Source organism: Streptomyces sp. LE64 (genome assembly GCF_052606915.1).
Map to the genome: position 1 here is coordinate 3,138,247 of NZ_CP199708.1, position 15,492 is coordinate 3,153,738.

General features: G+C 69.0%; 16 protein-coding genes. 10 read left to right on the forward strand and 6 right to left on the reverse strand.

Going from position 1 to position 15,492, the window contains the following annotated elements:
- The first annotated feature begins 97 nt into the window (after positions 1-97).
- On the forward strand, positions 98-1,642 hold the full coding sequence (locus tag ACSMX9_RS14230; protein WP_445402680.1) for a glycosyltransferase family 87 protein: 1,545 nt from the start codon (positions 98-100) through the stop codon (positions 1,640-1,642).
- A 46-nt stretch (positions 1,643-1,688) separates the two neighbouring features.
- On the opposite strand, the gene ACSMX9_RS14235 is transcribed toward ACSMX9_RS14230, so the two are convergent.
- The 3 genes from ACSMX9_RS14235 to ACSMX9_RS14245 all read right to left on the reverse strand — a co-directional run bounded on the left by ACSMX9_RS14235 (position 1,689) and on the right by ACSMX9_RS14245 (position 4,392).
- On the reverse strand, positions 1,689-2,720 hold the full coding sequence (locus tag ACSMX9_RS14235) for an alanine racemase (RefSeq protein ID WP_351243918.1): 1,032 nt from the start codon (positions 2,718-2,720) through the stop codon (positions 1,689-1,691).
- 104 nt (positions 2,721-2,824) lie between these two features.
- On the reverse strand, positions 2,825-3,946 hold the full coding sequence (locus tag ACSMX9_RS14240; RefSeq protein ID WP_351243920.1) for a lipid II:glycine glycyltransferase FemX: 1,122 nt from the start codon (positions 3,944-3,946) through the stop codon (positions 2,825-2,827).
- A gap of 131 nt (positions 3,947-4,077) precedes the next feature.
- Positions 4,078-4,392, reverse strand: coding sequence for a hypothetical protein (locus ACSMX9_RS14245; protein WP_445402681.1), 315 nt, complete (start codon positions 4,390-4,392; stop codon positions 4,078-4,080).
- Positions 4,393-4,648: 256 nt separating this feature from the next.
- Between ACSMX9_RS14245 and rpsF the strand changes: the two genes are divergently transcribed.
- From rpsF to rplI, 4 genes are all read left to right on the forward strand, one after another.
- Complete coding sequence (rpsF, locus tag ACSMX9_RS14250; RefSeq protein WP_028804085.1) at positions 4,649-4,939, forward strand: 30S ribosomal protein S6; 291 nt, start codon at positions 4,649-4,651, stop codon at positions 4,937-4,939.
- Between the two features lie 71 nt (positions 4,940-5,010).
- The gene (locus tag ACSMX9_RS14255) at positions 5,011-5,598 is read left to right on the forward strand and encodes a single-stranded DNA-binding protein (protein ID WP_366115922.1); all 588 of its coding nucleotides are present in this window, start codon (positions 5,011-5,013) and stop codon (positions 5,596-5,598) included.
- Between the two features lie 43 nt (positions 5,599-5,641).
- Positions 5,642-5,878 carry a 30S ribosomal protein S18 gene (gene rpsR / locus ACSMX9_RS14260; protein ID WP_003949403.1) on the forward strand — a complete coding sequence of 79 codons (237 nt, stop codon included), beginning with the start codon at positions 5,642-5,644 and terminating at the stop codon, positions 5,876-5,878.
- 16 nt (positions 5,879-5,894) lie between these two features.
- Entirely contained in the window at positions 5,895-6,341 is a 447-nt protein-coding gene (gene rplI, locus ACSMX9_RS14265) for a 50S ribosomal protein L9 (RefSeq protein WP_351243927.1), read from the forward strand.
- Between the two features lie 88 nt (positions 6,342-6,429).
- On the opposite strand, the gene ACSMX9_RS14270 is transcribed toward rplI, so the two are convergent.
- Positions 6,430-7,776 (reverse strand): MATE family efflux transporter, encoded by a 1,347-nt coding sequence (locus tag ACSMX9_RS14270; RefSeq protein ID WP_445402682.1) that lies wholly within the window; start codon positions 7,774-7,776, stop codon positions 6,430-6,432.
- A gap of 451 nt (positions 7,777-8,227) precedes the next feature.
- Between ACSMX9_RS14270 and dnaB the strand changes: the two genes are divergently transcribed.
- The 5 genes from dnaB (at position 8,228) to ACSMX9_RS14295 (ending at position 12,978) form a co-directional block, all read left to right on the forward strand.
- Positions 8,228-9,706: a replicative DNA helicase gene (gene dnaB / locus ACSMX9_RS14275; RefSeq protein ID WP_445402683.1), complete on the forward strand. Its 1,479-nt coding sequence runs from the start codon at positions 8,228-8,230 to the stop codon at positions 9,704-9,706.
- 318 nt (positions 9,707-10,024) lie between these two features.
- Positions 10,025-10,603, forward strand: coding sequence for a TetR/AcrR family transcriptional regulator (locus ACSMX9_RS14280; RefSeq protein WP_445402684.1), 579 nt, complete (start codon positions 10,025-10,027; stop codon positions 10,601-10,603).
- Between the two features lie 84 nt (positions 10,604-10,687).
- Positions 10,688-11,470 (forward strand): oxidoreductase, encoded by a 783-nt coding sequence (locus ACSMX9_RS14285; protein WP_445402685.1) that lies wholly within the window; start codon positions 10,688-10,690, stop codon positions 11,468-11,470.
- A gap of 96 nt (positions 11,471-11,566) precedes the next feature.
- Positions 11,567-12,160, forward strand: coding sequence for a TetR/AcrR family transcriptional regulator (locus ACSMX9_RS14290; protein WP_366115876.1), 594 nt, complete (start codon positions 11,567-11,569; stop codon positions 12,158-12,160).
- Positions 12,157-12,978 carry an alpha/beta fold hydrolase gene (locus ACSMX9_RS14295; protein ID WP_445402686.1) on the forward strand — a complete coding sequence of 274 codons (822 nt, stop codon included), beginning with the start codon at positions 12,157-12,159 and terminating at the stop codon, positions 12,976-12,978. Before ACSMX9_RS14290 ends, ACSMX9_RS14295 begins: the two co-directional genes overlap by 4 nt.
- Positions 12,979-13,081: 103 nt before the next feature.
- On the opposite strand, the gene ACSMX9_RS14300 is transcribed toward ACSMX9_RS14295, so the two are convergent.
- Together ACSMX9_RS14300 and ACSMX9_RS14305 are read right to left on the reverse strand one after the other, a co-directional pair.
- Positions 13,082-13,987, reverse strand: coding sequence for an IS5 family transposase (locus tag ACSMX9_RS14300; protein ID WP_445402499.1), 906 nt, complete (start codon positions 13,985-13,987; stop codon positions 13,082-13,084).
- A 63-nt stretch (positions 13,988-14,050) separates the two neighbouring features.
- The gene (locus tag ACSMX9_RS14305; protein WP_445402687.1) at positions 14,051-15,367 is read right to left on the reverse strand and encodes a phosphatase PAP2 family protein; all 1,317 of its coding nucleotides are present in this window, start codon (positions 15,365-15,367) and stop codon (positions 14,051-14,053) included.
- Between the last annotated feature and the right edge of the window lie 125 nt (positions 15,368-15,492).

Consider the following 15,492-nt stretch of genomic DNA (forward strand, 5'->3'; position numbering starts at 1 on the left):
CGATCGATGTTTCACGTGAAACGAGGACCGCTGCACGAACGTGCAGCGGTCCTCGTGCGCTCGGACCCTCCGGGGTTCGTACGGCAGGATATGAGCCATGCCCAGTGCCACGACACCGCCCGATGCGCACCCAGCCGCGGCTCCACCGCCTCGGACGGACGTGGTCGCACCGACCCGGGAGGACAAGGTCGCCGCGGTCGGCAGTGAGCTGATCGGAGGCCAGATCGGTCGGCGTGCCCTGGTCGGCGCCCATTGGTGGACCCCGGTGCGGGTCATCGCGCTCATGACGATCGGCATGTTCGCCCTCGGCATGGTGCAGAAGTTCCCCTGCTACGACGGGGGCTGGTTCTTCGGTGCGAGCTCCCAGTACACCCATGCCTGCTACTCGGACATCCCCCACCTGTACCCGGGGAGGGGCTTCGCCGATGGCTTGATTCCGTACTTCGATCGTCTGCCCGGTGAGATGGAGTACCTGGAATACCCGGTGCTCACCGGTGCCTTCATGGAGGTGGCCGCCTGGCTCACCCCGGGCGGGGGCAGTCTTCAGCACCAGCAACAGATCTACTGGTACGTGAACGCCGGAATGCTGATGGTGTGCGCGGTGATCATCGCGGTCTGTGTGACCCGGACCCACCGGCGGCGGCCCTGGGACGGCCTCCTGGTGGCGTTGGCACCGGCCTTCGCACTGACGGCCACCATCAACTGGGACCTGTTCGCGGTGGCCCTGCTGGCAGCCGCGGTGCTGATGTGGTCCCGGGGCCGACCGCTCGCCTTCGGGGTCCTGCTCGGGTTGGCGACCGCCGCGAAGTTCTATCCGTTCCTGGTGCTGGGACCGCTGTTCCTGCTCTGCTTGCGAGCGGGTGCCTGGCGGGCCTTCGGCAAGGCGCTCTTCGGGGCCGCCGGCGCCTGGCTCGTGGTGAACGTCCCGGTCATGGTGCTGGCTCCCGAAGGCTGGGCGAAGTTCTACGCGTTCAGCCGTGAACGCGGTGTCGACTTCGGGTCCGTCTGGTTGATGATCTCGCAGCGGCTGAACGTGCACATCAGCCCCGACAGTGCCAACAACTACGGCATCGCCCTGATGGCGATCGGCTGTGTGGCGATGATTCCGCTGACCCTGATGGCACCGAGACGGCCTCGGTTCGCCCAACTGGCCTTCCTGGTCGTCGCCCTGTTCATCCTCACCAACAAGGTGTACTCCCCCCAGTACGTGCTGTGGCTGATCCCGCTCGCCGTGCTGGCCAGGCCCCGCTGGCGGGACCTCCTGATCTGGCAGGCGGGAGAGGTGGCGTACTTCCTCGGCATCTGGATGTACCTCGCGTACACCACCAGCGGAGACGCCCACCGCGGCCTGCCCCCGGACGGGTACCACGCCGCCATCGTGGCGCACCTGCTGGGCACTACGTACCTGTGCGTGGTGATCGTGCGGGACATCCTGCGGCCGGACCGGGACGTGGTGCGCCGCAACGGTGAGGACGATCCCTCGGGCGGGGTGCTGGACCGGGCGCCGGACGTCTTCGCCTGGGTTTCCGCAGCACGGCGGGAGCGGACCGCGGAGCCGGCACCGGCCCGCGTGGGATGGGGACGCCCCGACCCCCCGGAGGACGCCGTCCGGAAGCCCCCGGAGCCCATCCGCCCCGTCTGACGGAACGACGGGAGGGCGGCACCGACCGGTGCCGCCCTCCCGTGGATCAGCGCTCGACGAGGCGGTCGAACTGGGTCGTCGTGTGCCGCAGGTGCGCCACCAACTCGTCGCCCACCCGCGGCTCGGGAGCGTCCGAAGGCACGAACAGAATCGAGACCTGCATGTGCGGCGGCTCCGCGAACCACCGCTGCTTGCCGCCCCACACGAAGGGAGAGAGGTTGCGGTTCACCGTCGCCAGGCCCGCCCGCGCCACGCCCTTGGCCCTGGGCATCACCCCGTGCAGCGCCTTCGGCGCCTCCAGGCCGACCCCGTGCGAGGTTCCGCCCGCGACGACCACGAGGTAGCCGTCCGACGCCACCTTCTGCTGGCGGTAGCCGAACCGCTCGCCCTTGGCGACCCGGGTGACGTCGAGGACCGCCCCGCGGTACTCCGTGGCGTCGTGGTCGCCCAACCACAGCCGGGTGCCGATGCGGGCACGGAACCGGGTCTGCGGGAACTGCTGCTGGAGCCGGACCAACTCCTCGGCCCGCAGATGGCTGACGAACATGGTGTGCAGCGGCAGGCGTGCCGCCCGCAGCCGGTCCATCCAGCCGATGACCTCTTCGACGGCGTCCGAGCCGTCGGTGCGGTCCAGCGGCAGGTGGATGGCGAAGCCCTCCAACCGGACGTCCTCGATCGCGGCGTGGAGGTGGGGCAGGTCCTGCTCGCTCACCCCGTGCCGCTTCATCGTCGACATCACCTCGATGACGACACGGGCGCCGACCAGGCCGTGCACCCCGTCCACCGAGGACACCGAGCGGATCACCCGGTCCGGCAGCGGGACGGGCTCCTCACCGCGCCGGAACGGGGTGAGGACCAGTAGGTCCCCGCTGAACCAGTCCTTGATCCGTGCGGCCTCGTAGGTGGTGCCCACGGCGAGGATGTCCGAGCCGAAGCGGGTGGCCTCCTCGGCGAGCCGCTCGTGCCCGAATCCGTAGCCGTTGCCCTTGCAGACCGGGACGATGCCCGGGAACTGTTCGAGCACGTGCTTGTGGTGTGCCCGCCAGCGCGCGGTATCGACGTAAAGCGTGAGCGCCATGCCGGTCCCGGTACCTTTCTCGTGGCTGCGGTGTAACAGAGATATCGACGGAAATTCTGCCAAGTGCCCCCGAAGGCCGTTGCACCGGAGGTCGCGGACCGGCCTCAGCGACGCGACATGTAGATGTCGAGGGCCTTGTGGAGCAGCTTGTTCAGCGGGAAGTCCCACTCGCCGAGGTACTCGGCGGCCTGGCCTCCGGTGCCCACCTTGAACTGGATCAGACCGAAGAGGTGATCCGACTCGTCCAGCGAGTCCGAGATCCCGCGTAGGTCGTAGACGGTCGCCCCGAGCGCGTAGGCGTCCCGGAGCATGCGCCACTGCATGGCGTTCGAGGGGCGGAACTCGCGCCCCTTGTTGTCGGAGGCCCCGTAGGAGTACCAGACGTGCCCGCCGACGACGAGCATGGTGGCGGCGGCCAGGTTGTCGTGGCCGTGGCGAGCGAAGTACAGGCGCATGCGGTTGGGGTCCTCGGTGTTCAGGGCCGTCCACATGCGCTGGAAGTACGACAGAGGCCGGGGCCGGAAGCGGTCCCGCACGGCGGTGATCTCGTACAGCCGCTGCCACTCCTGGAGGTCGTGGTAGCCGCCCTGGACGACCTCCACGCCCGCCTTCTCGGCCTTCTTGATGTTGCGCCGCCAGAGCTGGTTGAAGCCCTTGTGCACGTCCTCCAGGGAACGGTTCGCGAGTGGAACCTGGAAGATGTAGCGGGGCTGCACGTCACCGAAGCCCGCGCCGCCGTCCTCGCCCTGCTGCCATCCCATGCGCCGCAGTCGGTCGGCCACCTCGAAGGCGCGCGGCTCGATGAAGTCGGCCTCCACGTCCCGCAGCCGCTTCACGTCCGGGTCCTGGATGCCCTTCTTGATGGAGGTGGACTCCCAACGGCGGATGATCACCGGCGGGCCCATCTTCACCGAGAAGGCACCCTGCTGCTTCAGGTGCGCCAGCATCGGGCGCAACCAGTCGTCGAGGTTCGGCGCGAACCAGTTGATGACCGGACCCTCGGGCAGGTAGGCGAGGTAGCGCTTGATCTTGGGGAGCTGTCGGTACAGCACCAGCCCGGCGCCCACCATCTCGCCGGTCCTGCCGTCGAACCACCCGAGGCTCTCCGAGCGCCACTCCGCCTTCACGTCGGCCCATGCCGGCACCTGCATGTGGCTTGCCGCGGGCAGGCTCTGGATGTACGCCAGGTGCTGCTCTCGGCTGATGGTCCTCAGGGTCAGGCTCATGCGGGGCGCTCCTCGGGCTCGTATGTCCCCATGCTGACAGGGGCTCCGGCTCTCGCGCCGAAGCCTACTGCGCCTGGGGACGGCCCCGACTGGCCCGTGCACCCTTCCCGCGCGGGAAGGGCGCAACGTCGTCAGCTGATCACGCCGCCGAACAGTCCGCCGTGCGCCATGCCGATGAAGAAGCCGACGGCCGAGGCGCCCAGCCCCAGGACCAGCCCGAACCGTTCGCGGGTCGTCTCCGAGATGTACTGGCCGTATCCGCCCACCAGGATGCCCACCAGGCCGGTCCAGGAGCTGAGCAGGTGCAGACCGCTCCAGATCGACGAGATGATCGCGGTCAGTCCCAGGACCAGGGTGACCACGACGAGCGTGTCCTGTAGGGGATGGGGCTTGCCGTCGGTGGCGAAGATCGAAACGCCGGTGTTCGGTCGCATTGCCTGTGCCATGGGCACCTCCTGCGCAAGGGCGGCGCCACGCGGCGCCCTCCTGTCCGATGGGTCCAGAGTGCGACGGGTTACCGGCGGATTTCAACCGGAAGCGGATGAGCGGGTAGTCTGTACGGTCTGCACCGGTGTCTGCCCACGGCCACCGAACCCGGAAGGGGCTCGATTGTCAGTGGTGCCCGATACCGTTGCGCACGCATAACAACCCTCCTGCCACGGAACGACCGTGGCCGTTGAGTCCAGAGGAGGTGGGTTCCACATGCGTCACTACGAGGTGATGGTCATCCTCGACCCCGATCTGGAGGAGCGCGCTGTCTCCCCCCTGATCGAGAACTTCCTTTCCGTGGTCCGCGAGGCCAACGGGAAGGTCGAGAAGGTCGACACCTGGGGCCGTCGTCGTCTCGCCTACGAGATCAAGAAGAAGCCCGAGGGCATCTACTCGGTCATCGACCTCCAGGCCGAGCCTGCGGTCGTCAAGGAGCTCGACCGGCAGATGAACCTGAACGAGTCGGTCCTCCGGACCAAGGTCCTCCGTCCCGAGACCCACTGAGCCAGCGGCTCGGTTCCGGGATTCCCGAGTAGCAGCACAAGCAGCCAGCAGCAATCGCCGAGAGGTTCCCCATGGCAGGCGAGACCGTCATCACGGTCGTCGGCAATCTTGTCGACGACCCCGAGCTGCGCTTCACCCCTTCCGGTGCGGCGGTCGCGAAGTTCCGTGTCGCGTCCACACCCCGCACCTTCGACCGTCAGACCAATGAGTGGAAGGACGGCGAGAGCCTGTTCCTGACCTGCTCAGTCTGGCGCCAGGCGGCGGAGAACGTCGCCGAGTCGCTTCAGCGAGGCATGCGCGTGGTCGTGCAGGGCCGGCTGAAGCAGCGGTCCTACGAGGACCGTGAGGGTGTCAAGCGCACGGTCTACGAGCTGGACGTCGAGGAAGTCGGCCCCAGCCTGAAGAACGCCACGGCCAAGGTCACCAAGACCACCGGTCGCGGTGGCCAGGGCGGGTACGGCGGCGGCCAGCAGGGCGGCGGCAGCTGGGGCGGAGGCTCCGGCGGCCAGGGCGGCCAGGGCGGTGGCCCCGGCGGCCAGGCTCCTGCCGACGACCCCTGGGCCACCACGCCGTCCGGCGGCGGCCAGCAGGGCGGCGGCAGCTGGGGCGGAGGCTCCGGCGGCAACAGCGGCGGCTACTCGGACGAGCCCCCCTTCTGAGGCGGGTTCGTACCACACTTCTTGATCACACAGGAGAAACACCATGGCGAAGCCGCCTGTGCGCAAGCCGAAGAAGAAGGTCTGCGCATTCTGCAAGGACAAGGTCACGTACGTGGACTACAAGGACACGAACATGCTGCGGAAGTTCATTTCCGACCGCGGCAAGATCCGTGCCCGTCGCGTGACCGGCAACTGCACGCAGCACCAGCGTGACGTCGCCACGGCCGTGAAGAACAGCCGTGAGATGGCGCTGCTGCCCTACACCTCCACCGCGCGATAAGGGAAGGGTGACTGACATGAAGATCATCCTCACCCACGAGGTCACCGGCCTCGGTACCGCCGGCGACGTCGTGGACGTCAAGGACGGGTACGCACGCAACTACCTGATCCCGCGGAACTTCGCGATCCGCTGGACCAAGGGCGGCGAGAAGGACGTGGCGCAGATCCGCCGCGCCCGCAAGATCCACGAGATCGCCACCATCGAGCAGGCCAACGAGATCAAGGCTCAGCTGGAGGGTGTCAAGGTTCGCCTTGCCGTCCGCTCCGGTGACGCCGGTCGGCTCTTCGGTTCCGTCACCCCGGCGGATGTCGCCTCCGCGATCAAGGCCGCGGGCGGCCCCGAGGTCGACAAGCGCCGCATCGAGCTGGGCTCGCCCATCAAGACGCTGGGCGCCCACGCGACGTCGGTGCGCCTGCACCCCGAGGTTGCCGCCAAGGTCAACATCGAGGTCATCGCGGCCTGAGCCGTAGCAGAATGGGGCCACACCTCCGGGTGTGGCCCCATTCGTGTGTCTGGACGGCGGGCTGTTTCACGTGAAACACCCGCGACGGTCAGCGGGTGGCACCCGTGACGATCCAGCGACCGGAGCGCGAACGCCACCAGAGCGTCAGCATGCGCACGGCCATCATGAGGCTCATGGCGACCCAGAGGGCGGTGAGTCCCCAGCCGAGGACAGGGACCAGGAGCGCCATCGGAACGAAGGCGATCAAGGTGATCAGCATGGCGCCGGCGAGGTAGGGGCCGTCTCCGGCACCCATCAGGACCCCGTCCAGAACGAAGACGATGCCGCAGATCGGTTGTGCCAGGGCAATGACGATCAGGGCGGGGAGAGCCGCTGTCTGCACGGCGGGATCGCTGCTGAACAGGGGGATGTAAAGGGGGCGCGAGAGGACGACCAAGGCGCCGAGCACCACGCCGGAGACGACCCCCCACTCGACCATGCGGCGGCAGACGGCCTTGGCCCCTTCCGCGTCGTCGGCACCGAGGTAGCGACCGATGATGGCCTGCCCGGCGATCGCGATGGCGTCGAGCCCGAAGGCGAGCAGGCTCCAGAGGTTCAGGATGATCTGATGTGCCGCGGCTTCGGCGTCGCCCAGTCGTGCGGCAACCGCGGTGGCGATCATCAGGATCAGACGGAGGGAGAGGGTGCGCACCAGGAGCGGGGCACCGGCCCAGGCGCTGGCCCGGATGCCGGCTGCGTCCGGGCGGAGGGAAGCGCCGTGGGTACGTGCTCCCCGTACGACCACGTACCCGTACACCGCCGCCATGCCGTACTGGGCGATCACGGTGCCCCAGGCCGATCCAGCGATGCCCAGGCCGGCTCCGTAGACCAGGACGACGTTGAGGACGGCATTGGCCAGGAAGCCGCCGATGGCGACGTACAACGGGGTCTTGGTGTTCTGGAGGCCGCGCAGGATGCCGGTGGCGGCGAGCACGATCAGCATGGCGGGGATGCCGACCGCGGAGACACGGAGGTAGGTGAGGGCATAGGGCGCCGCCGTGTCGGAGGCGCCGAACAGCGAGATCAGGGCCGGTGCGGTCGGCAAGGTCAGCGCGGTGACCGCAATGCCGAGGAACACGGCGAGCCAGACTCCGTCCATGCCCTGGCGTATGGCTCCCGCGAGGTCGCCTGCACCGACCTTGCGGGCGACGGCGGCTGTGGTGGCATAGGCGAGGAAGACGAAGATGCTCACGGCGGTGAGGAGCAGGGCCGAAGCGATGGCGAGTCCGGCCAGTTGCGCGGTGCCGAGATGACCCACGATGGCGCTGTCGGCCATCAGGAACAGGGGCTCGGCGACGAGGGCGCCGAAGGCGGGCACAGCCAGGGTGACGATCTCACGGTCGTGCCGGCGCCGGGCAGCTTTGGTCGTCGCGGGCACATGTGTCATGGGCACCAAGGTAATCGTCCACAGGTAAGAGATGCAATCTGCGATAGGCCCTTACTTTGATCCTTGGGGGGCGCCATGGGGCGGGGCGGTGCCGGATGGATCGGCCCGGCGTGGAAACTTTTTCTTCTGCACAGGCAGTGCGCGGAGAAGGTGCAGGTCAGGGGTGGTGCAGAGGGGCGGGAGAGGGCTTGTTCACAGTCCTGTCCACCGACTCGTGCACAGGTTTCGGCGGGTTCTCCACAGCGTGGGGGCGGTTTTCCACAGAGCTTGTGGATAACCAGATTGGCTGGGGCTGGCTACGGGCCTACCGTGGTCCGGCGCCCGCCCTGTCCTCCGGCGTCGGAAACCAGGGAAACCCGACGCGTCGCAACGGGAGTCGGGACCCTTATTTGTCAGTGTCGTGCCGTAGGAAAGAAGGGCACGGCGAGGTCCGCTCGGCGGACGGGAGGAGGTGGCCCGGGTGAGCATTTCCGAGCCCTTGGACGAGCCGTGGGCTGACAGCGGGCCCAGCGATCGGCTGCCCGCCTCCCGTCAGCGCGGTGACCGGGGCCGGGGCCGCTCGGACCGCACCGACCGGGGCGAGGGTGCGGATTCCTGGGACGGGGCCGGGCCGGCCTTCGAGCGGGTGCCCCCGCAGGACCTCGACGCCGAACAGTCCGTGCTCGGCGGCATGCTGCTGTCCAAGGACGCCATCGCCGACGTCGTCGAAGTCATCAAGGGCCACGACTTCTACCGGCCCGCGCACGAGACGATCTTCCAGGCGATCCTCGACCTCTACGCCAAGGGCGAGCCCGCCGACCCCATCACCGTCGCCGCGGAACTCACCAAGCGCGGCGAGATCACCCGCGTCGGGGGCGCCTCCTATCTGCACGGCCTGGTGCAGACGGTGCCCACCGCGGCGAACGCCGAGTACTACGCGGAGATCGTCCACGAGCGGGCCGTACTGCGCAGGCTGGTCGAGGCCGGCACCAGGATCACGCAGATGGGGTACGCCGCGGACGGCGACGTCGACGAGATCGTCAACAGCGCCCAGGCCGAGATCTACGCCGTCACCGAGCAGCGCACCAGCGAGGACTACCTCCCGCTCGGCGACATCATGGAGGGCGCCCTCGACGAGATCGAGGCGATCGGATCGCGCAGCGGCGAGATGACCGGTGTGCCCACCGGGTTCACCGACTTCGACTCGCTCACCAACGGGCTCCACCCGGGCCAGATGATCGTCATCGCCGCCCGCCCCGCCATGGGCAAGTCGACGCTCGCCCTGGACTTCGCCCGCGCGGCCTCCATCAGGAACAACCTGCCGAGCGTGATCTTCTCGCTGGAGATGGGGCGCAACGAGATCGCGATGCGCCTGCTCTCCGCTGAGGCCCGGGTGGCGCTGCACCACATGCGCTCCGGCACGATGACCGACGAGGACTGGACCCGACTGGCCCGCCGGATGCCCGAGGTCTCGGCGGCCCCGCTGTACATCGACGACTCCCCGAACCTGTCGATGATGGAGATCCGGGCGAAGTGCCGCCGGCTGAAGCAGCGCAACGACCTGCGGCTGGTCGTCATCGACTACCTCCAGCTGATGCAGTCCGGCGGGTCGAAACGGGCCGAGAGCCGTCAGCAGGAGGTCTCGGACATGTCCCGGAACCTGAAGCTCCTCGCCAAGGAGCTGGAACTCCCGGTGATCGCCCTGTCGCAGCTCAACCGTGGTCCCGAGCAGCGCACCGACAAGAAGCCCATGGTCTCGGACCTCCGCGAGTCGGGCTCCATCGAGCAGGACGCCGACATGGTGATCCTGCTCCACCGGGAGGACGCCTACGAGAAGGAGTCGCCCCGCGCCGGCGAGGCCGACCTGATCGTCGCCAAGCACCGCAACGGCCCCACGGCAACCATCACCGTGGCCTTCCAGGGCCATTACTCGCGTTTCGTGGACATGGCCCAGACGTAGGGCGCGTGCCCTCCCCGCGGTGCCGTCGGGCTGGCCGCACGGACACGGGGCGGAGGAGCCGTCCACTGCCGCGGAACTCGCACCGGGCCGTGCAGACGGCTGACTTCGGCGACCGCGAAGATCGTCGCGCTCCAGCGGGAGCCCTCCGGGGCGGACCTCCGCGTCGACGTTGCAGACCCCATCGACTGCCTCGTCCAGGCCCGTGTGGAAGAGGGCCTGGGAACCGTCGGTTCGAGGGCGGCCCCGGCCCCACTCGACCTCGGAGCGGAGTCCCCCGATTCTTGACCTTAAGGTCAAGAAAAGCGTAGGGTTCCGATCATGGGAAGGCCCAAGCAGTTCGATCCGGACGCTGCCGTCGAGGACGCCATGAACGTGTTCTGGCGGAAGGGCTATGCCGCGACCACGCCGCAGGACCTCGTCGACGCGATCGGCATCGGCAAGGGCAGCCTCTACCACGCCTTCGGCAGCAAACACGCTCTGTTCGAACTGGCGCTCCGCCGCTACCGGGACAGTCAAGCCGTCGCCCTCGTCGCGATGTTCGAGGAGCCCGGCCCGGTCAAGGTGCGTTTGCGCAGGACGCTGATGTTCCTCGCCGAGATGGACCTCGCGGATCCGGACCGCCGGGGCTGCATGGCCGTGAACACCGCGGCGGAACTCGCCGGCACGGACCGGGTGGCGACGGAACTCGTCCAGCGCATGTTCGCCCGGACCGAGGACGCCTTCCGTGCGTTGGTCGAAGAAGGGCGACGTTCCGGAGAGATCGCACCGGAGCGTGATCCCGCGGCCTGGGGAAGCCTGTTGCTGAACACGGTCGTCGGCCTGCGGCTCATGGCGCGTGTCGCCGAAGGTCCTGACCGGCTCGTTCGCGTGATCGACGCTACGGTCGACTCCCTCTAGGGCTCAGGGCCGCATCGTCGGAGCTCGTCCCCCGGGGCGACTGCTGCCCATATTTTGTACCTACAGTTCAAAAATTGGGGAATCGTGCACCTCAACCTCACCGCCAAGACGGCCGTCGTCACCGGTGCCAGCCGCGGCATCGGACTCGCCACCGTCCGGGCCCTGACGGCCGAAGGCGTCCGCGTCGTCGGTGCAGCCCGCACCATCACCTCCGAGCTGAAGGAGACCGGCGCACACCCGGTGTCCGCCGATCTGAGCACCGCCGGAGGCGTCGCCACGCTCATGGACGCTGCCCTCGTCGAACTGGGCGGCATCGACCTGCTGGTGAACAACGTCGGAGGCGGGGACGGTGTGGAGCCCGTCGGCTTCCTCGACACCGACGACTCCCAGTGGGTCCGCGTTCTCGACCTCAACCTGCTCAGCGCGGTCCGCGCCGCCCGAGCGGCTCTGCCGAGCCTGATCGAGCGTCGGGGGTCGATCGTCAACGTCGCGTCCATCAACTCCCGTCTGCCCGCCGCCGGCCCGGTCGCCTACAGCGCGGCCAAGGCGGCCCTCGCCGCGCTCGGCAAGTCCCTCGCCGAGGAGTTCGGGCCCCGCGGCGTGCGCGTGAACACCGTCTCGCCCGGAGTGGTCCGCACCGCCCTGTGGGAGGACCCCGAAGGGTTCGGTGGCAAGGTGGCGGCCGGAGCCGGGGTGGAGCACGCGGCCTTCCTCCGGCACATTCCGGAAGCCTTCGGCATCACCACCGGCCGCATCACCGAGCCCGAGGAAGTGGCGGCCCTCATCACGTTCCTCCTCTCCGACGTCGCGGGCAACATCACCGGCGCCGACCACGTCATCGACGGCGGCACCGTCAAGGCGCTCTGAACCGGGGAGTCCCGCGGTGGTGGGCCCGTGGTGGCCCTGGTTTTCCTAGGGGTCCTAGGTTGAAGCTAGGGCCTCTAGGAGAGAGAAGGGTGAGGCATGCCACGGGCGGGCTTGACGACGGAACGCGTGACGGTCGCGGGCGCCGAGTTGGCGGACGAGGTCGGGTTCGACCGGATGACCATGGCCCGGTTGGCGCGGCGTCTCGGGGTGAAGGACGCGTCCCTCTACGCGCACGTCCGCGGGTTGGAAGAGCTGCGCGGCCGGATCGCCCTGCTGGCGGCGGACGAGAAGACCGTCCGTATCGCGGAGGCGACCGCCGGCCGGTCCGGCCGGGACGCGCTGGTGGCGTTCGCCGACGCGTGGCGGGAGTACGCCCACCGGCACCCGGGCCGCTACGCGGCGACGCAGGCCGCGACCGGCATCGACCCCGAACTGGCCGCGCAGGCGCCCGGCCCCCGGCGGGCGATCGAGCTGACCCACGGCGTACTGAGCCACTACCGGCTGGTGGAACCCGAGCTGACGGACGCGGTGCGGCTGCTGCGCAGCACCTTCCACGGGTTCGTCGCCCTGGAGAGCACCGGCGGATTCGCGCACCGACGTTCCCCGGACCGGTCCTGGGAGCGCGTGGTGGACGGTCTGCACACCCTTCTGGAGCACTGGTCCCCGTCCCGAGGAGGAGAGTCCCGATGACCGAACCGACCACCGGCAGGCTGCGGGTGAACGGTGCCGTGTTGCACTACGAGGTGCGCGGTCGGGGGCCGTTCCTGCTGTTGATCCCCGGGGGGACGGGCGGTGCCGCGTCCTTCGACGGCATCGTCGAGGACCTCGCGGGCGACCACACCGTTGCGACCTACGACCCGCGCGGCATCGCCCGCAGCCCCCTGGACGACCCCGGGGCGGAGCAGTCCGTGGCCGAACACGCCGAGGACGCGCTCCGGGTGCAGGAGGCGCTGGCACCGGACGGGTCCGCGCGGGTGTTCGGGGCGAGTTCGGGGGCGATCGTCGCCCTGCACCTGCTCACCGCGCACCCCGAACGCCTGGTGCAGGTCGTGGCACACGAGCCCCCGGTGGTGGAGGTCCTGCCGGACGCGGCTGAGCACCGCGCGTTCCTGGTGCGGGTGCAGGAGGCCCTGCACGGGCAGGGGCTCGCGCCGGCGATGGCCGTGTTCGCCGCGGGGCTGGCGAAGGACGGCGGGGCACCGGCGCCGAAGGCGCGGCCGGGTGCCTCGCCGCGGGCGGCGGCGGACCTGCCCCATTTCCTCGGGCGGATCGTGCCCCGCTTCATGGCCTACGCACCGGACGTGCCCGCCTTGGAGGTGCTGTCGGAGCGCCTGGTGCTCGGCGCGGGGGCGGACTCGCGGGGGGAACTGCCGCATCGCGCGGTGACCGGCCTGGCCGACCGACTGGGCGGGGTGCCGCACCCCTTCCCCGGCGGGCACCTCGCTCTGACCACGCATCCGGTCGAGTTCGGCGAAACCCTGCGGAAGGTCCTGCGGCCGTCGACGTGAACCCGTCGGCCACCGGACTCCGCTCCCCCGGCGGGCCCCGGTTCGCCGGGCCCGCCGGGGGGTGGTGGGGCGCCGGCTCAGAAAGTGTTGGGTAATCGGGTGATTACTGGTTCTTGAGGTCGTCGGCGAGGCGGCGGGCTGCTTCGGTCTCGATGGGGCCGTGTGGTTCGATCTCCTCGCCGGCGAGGCGGGCGGCCATGAGCCGGATCATGGCGACCTTGATCATCGCTTCGGCGTGCGCGGTCTTGCGCTCGTAGTCCCGTGCCAACCGTCTGCACCGTCCCAGCCAGGAGAATGTCCGCTCGACCACCCACCTGCGGGGCAGCACCTGAAACCCTTTCACACCAGCGTTACGCGGCACCGCGACGATCTCCAGGCTCTCGCACTCAGCCGCCCAGCCGACTAGGCCCGCGTCGACCACGTTGACGTAACCACCGTCGACCCAGACCAGTCCGACCTGCGGAAACTCCTGGCGGACACCACCCAGAACCAGCTTCGCGCCCGCCCGGTCCTGCACCGACGCCGAGTGCACCACCACCCGCAGCACGAGCCCGCACGTGTCCACCAGCAGATGCCGCTTGCGACCCCGGACCCGCTTGCCCGCGTCGTATCCGATCGCCTCCCCGCCCTGATGACTGCGGGCCGACTGCGAGTCCAGCACCGCCGCCGACGGCTGCGGATCCCGCCCGTCCACCACCCGCACCCGCTCACGCAACGCATCGTGAACCCGGTCCCAGGTACCGTCCGCCGACCACGCACGAAACCACCGGTACGCCACATCCCACGGAGCAAGATCGTGCGGCACCAACCGCCACGCACACCCGCTGACCAGCACATACAACACAGTGTCCACGACCAGCCGACGCGGGAACTTCAACCGGCGGCCCGCCCGACGCGGATCCCGAACCGGCAACAACGCCTCGATCACCGCCCACTGAGCATCCGTCAAAGACGACTCGTAGGCAGGCTGACACACGCAGACACACATGCCGGTGATCTTCGCGAACACCCACCCACGAAGATCACCGCCAGGGGATCACGTCATGCAGTTGATCAATTACCCAACACTTTCTCAGGCCGCCTCGGGCTGCGGGACCGCCCGCGGGGTGGCGGCGGGCGCGGCGTCCCACTGCCGGGTGGTCCGGAGGTAGGCGTAGATCACGGAGAGCATCGCCGACACCAGCAGCGGTCCGAACAGCCAGGGGAGGTCGGCCATCTGCGTCGCCAGGTAGCGGTAGGACAGCAGCAGCGCCGTGAAGACCCCCACGCCGTAGGCGACTAGGCGGATGCCCGCGGGCTCCCAACCGCGGTCATGGGCCCGCAGCGCCGCCTCGATGGTGAGCGCGAACACCACGCCGGCGAGGAGGTCCACGCCGTAGTGGTAGCCGAAACCCAGGGTGGCGCCGAGCGTGGCGATCAGCCAGAACGTTCCCGCGTAACGCAGGAAACGCGGCCCCCGTCGGGAGTGGACGAAGATGGTGGTGGCCCATGCGGTGTGCAGGCTGGGCATGCAGTTGCGCGGGGTGATCTCGTCGAACGGCACCGCCTGCGGGGTGTCGATGGAGGGCAGCGCGTTCGGCCAGATGTTGGCCACCGCCCACTGCCCGCCGTCGGCGCCGTAGACGAAGACCGGACCGACCACCGGGAAGATCATGTAGATGCCGGGTCCGAGCAGACCGATGACCAGGAAGGTGCGCACCAGGTGGTGGGTCGGGAAGCGGCGCTCGGTCGCCACGTTGCGCAACTGGTACAGCGCGGCGAGGACCGCGGCCACCGCGAGCTGGACGTAGACGTAGTCGAGTACCGCGGGACCGACCGGCTCGGTGGCCTCGACCAGCCGGCCCACCAGCCAGGACGGGTTGCCGAGTGCCTGATCGGCGGTGGCCAGGTACGGGTCCAGGACCTCGGGCTTGGTCTTCGAGGTGATGAGCAGCCAGGCGTCGCCGGTCTTGCGACCGGCCACCAGCAGCAGGCCCAGCCCCACGCCCTTCAGCAGCAGGAGGCGTTCCGAGCCGGTGCGGCGGGTGAAGGCGATGACCACGCAACCCGCCATCACCCACAGCACGCCGCTGCCGAAGTAGTGGCCGTCCGTGACCTCGATGTCGGTGATCCACCGCACCAGCAGGATCGTGAGGTCGATGCCGACGGCGGTGCCCAGGGCGATGAAGCGCTGTCGCCAGGTGAGCACCACCATCATCAGCGCCATGCTCGCGTAGAGCAGGAAGCCCGATTTAGGCGGGAATATCGCTTCCCGTGCCTGGTTGACGATGGGCCCCGGGAGGCCGTAGTGGCGTGCGGCGATCTCCAGCGCGATGAGGAACCCGAGGGTTATCACGCCTGCCGTTGCCCATAGGATCGCCCGCGGTTGGCGCCACGCGGCGAAGTTCATTCTCTGGTGTATTCGCGAAAGCGCCCGCGATGCTATGGATATCAATTGTTGTTTGGCCGATTGTTAGAAGTATGGGTTAATTGGTCACTCTTTGTGCCGGAGAGTGTCGTTTCCGGTGAAGGCGG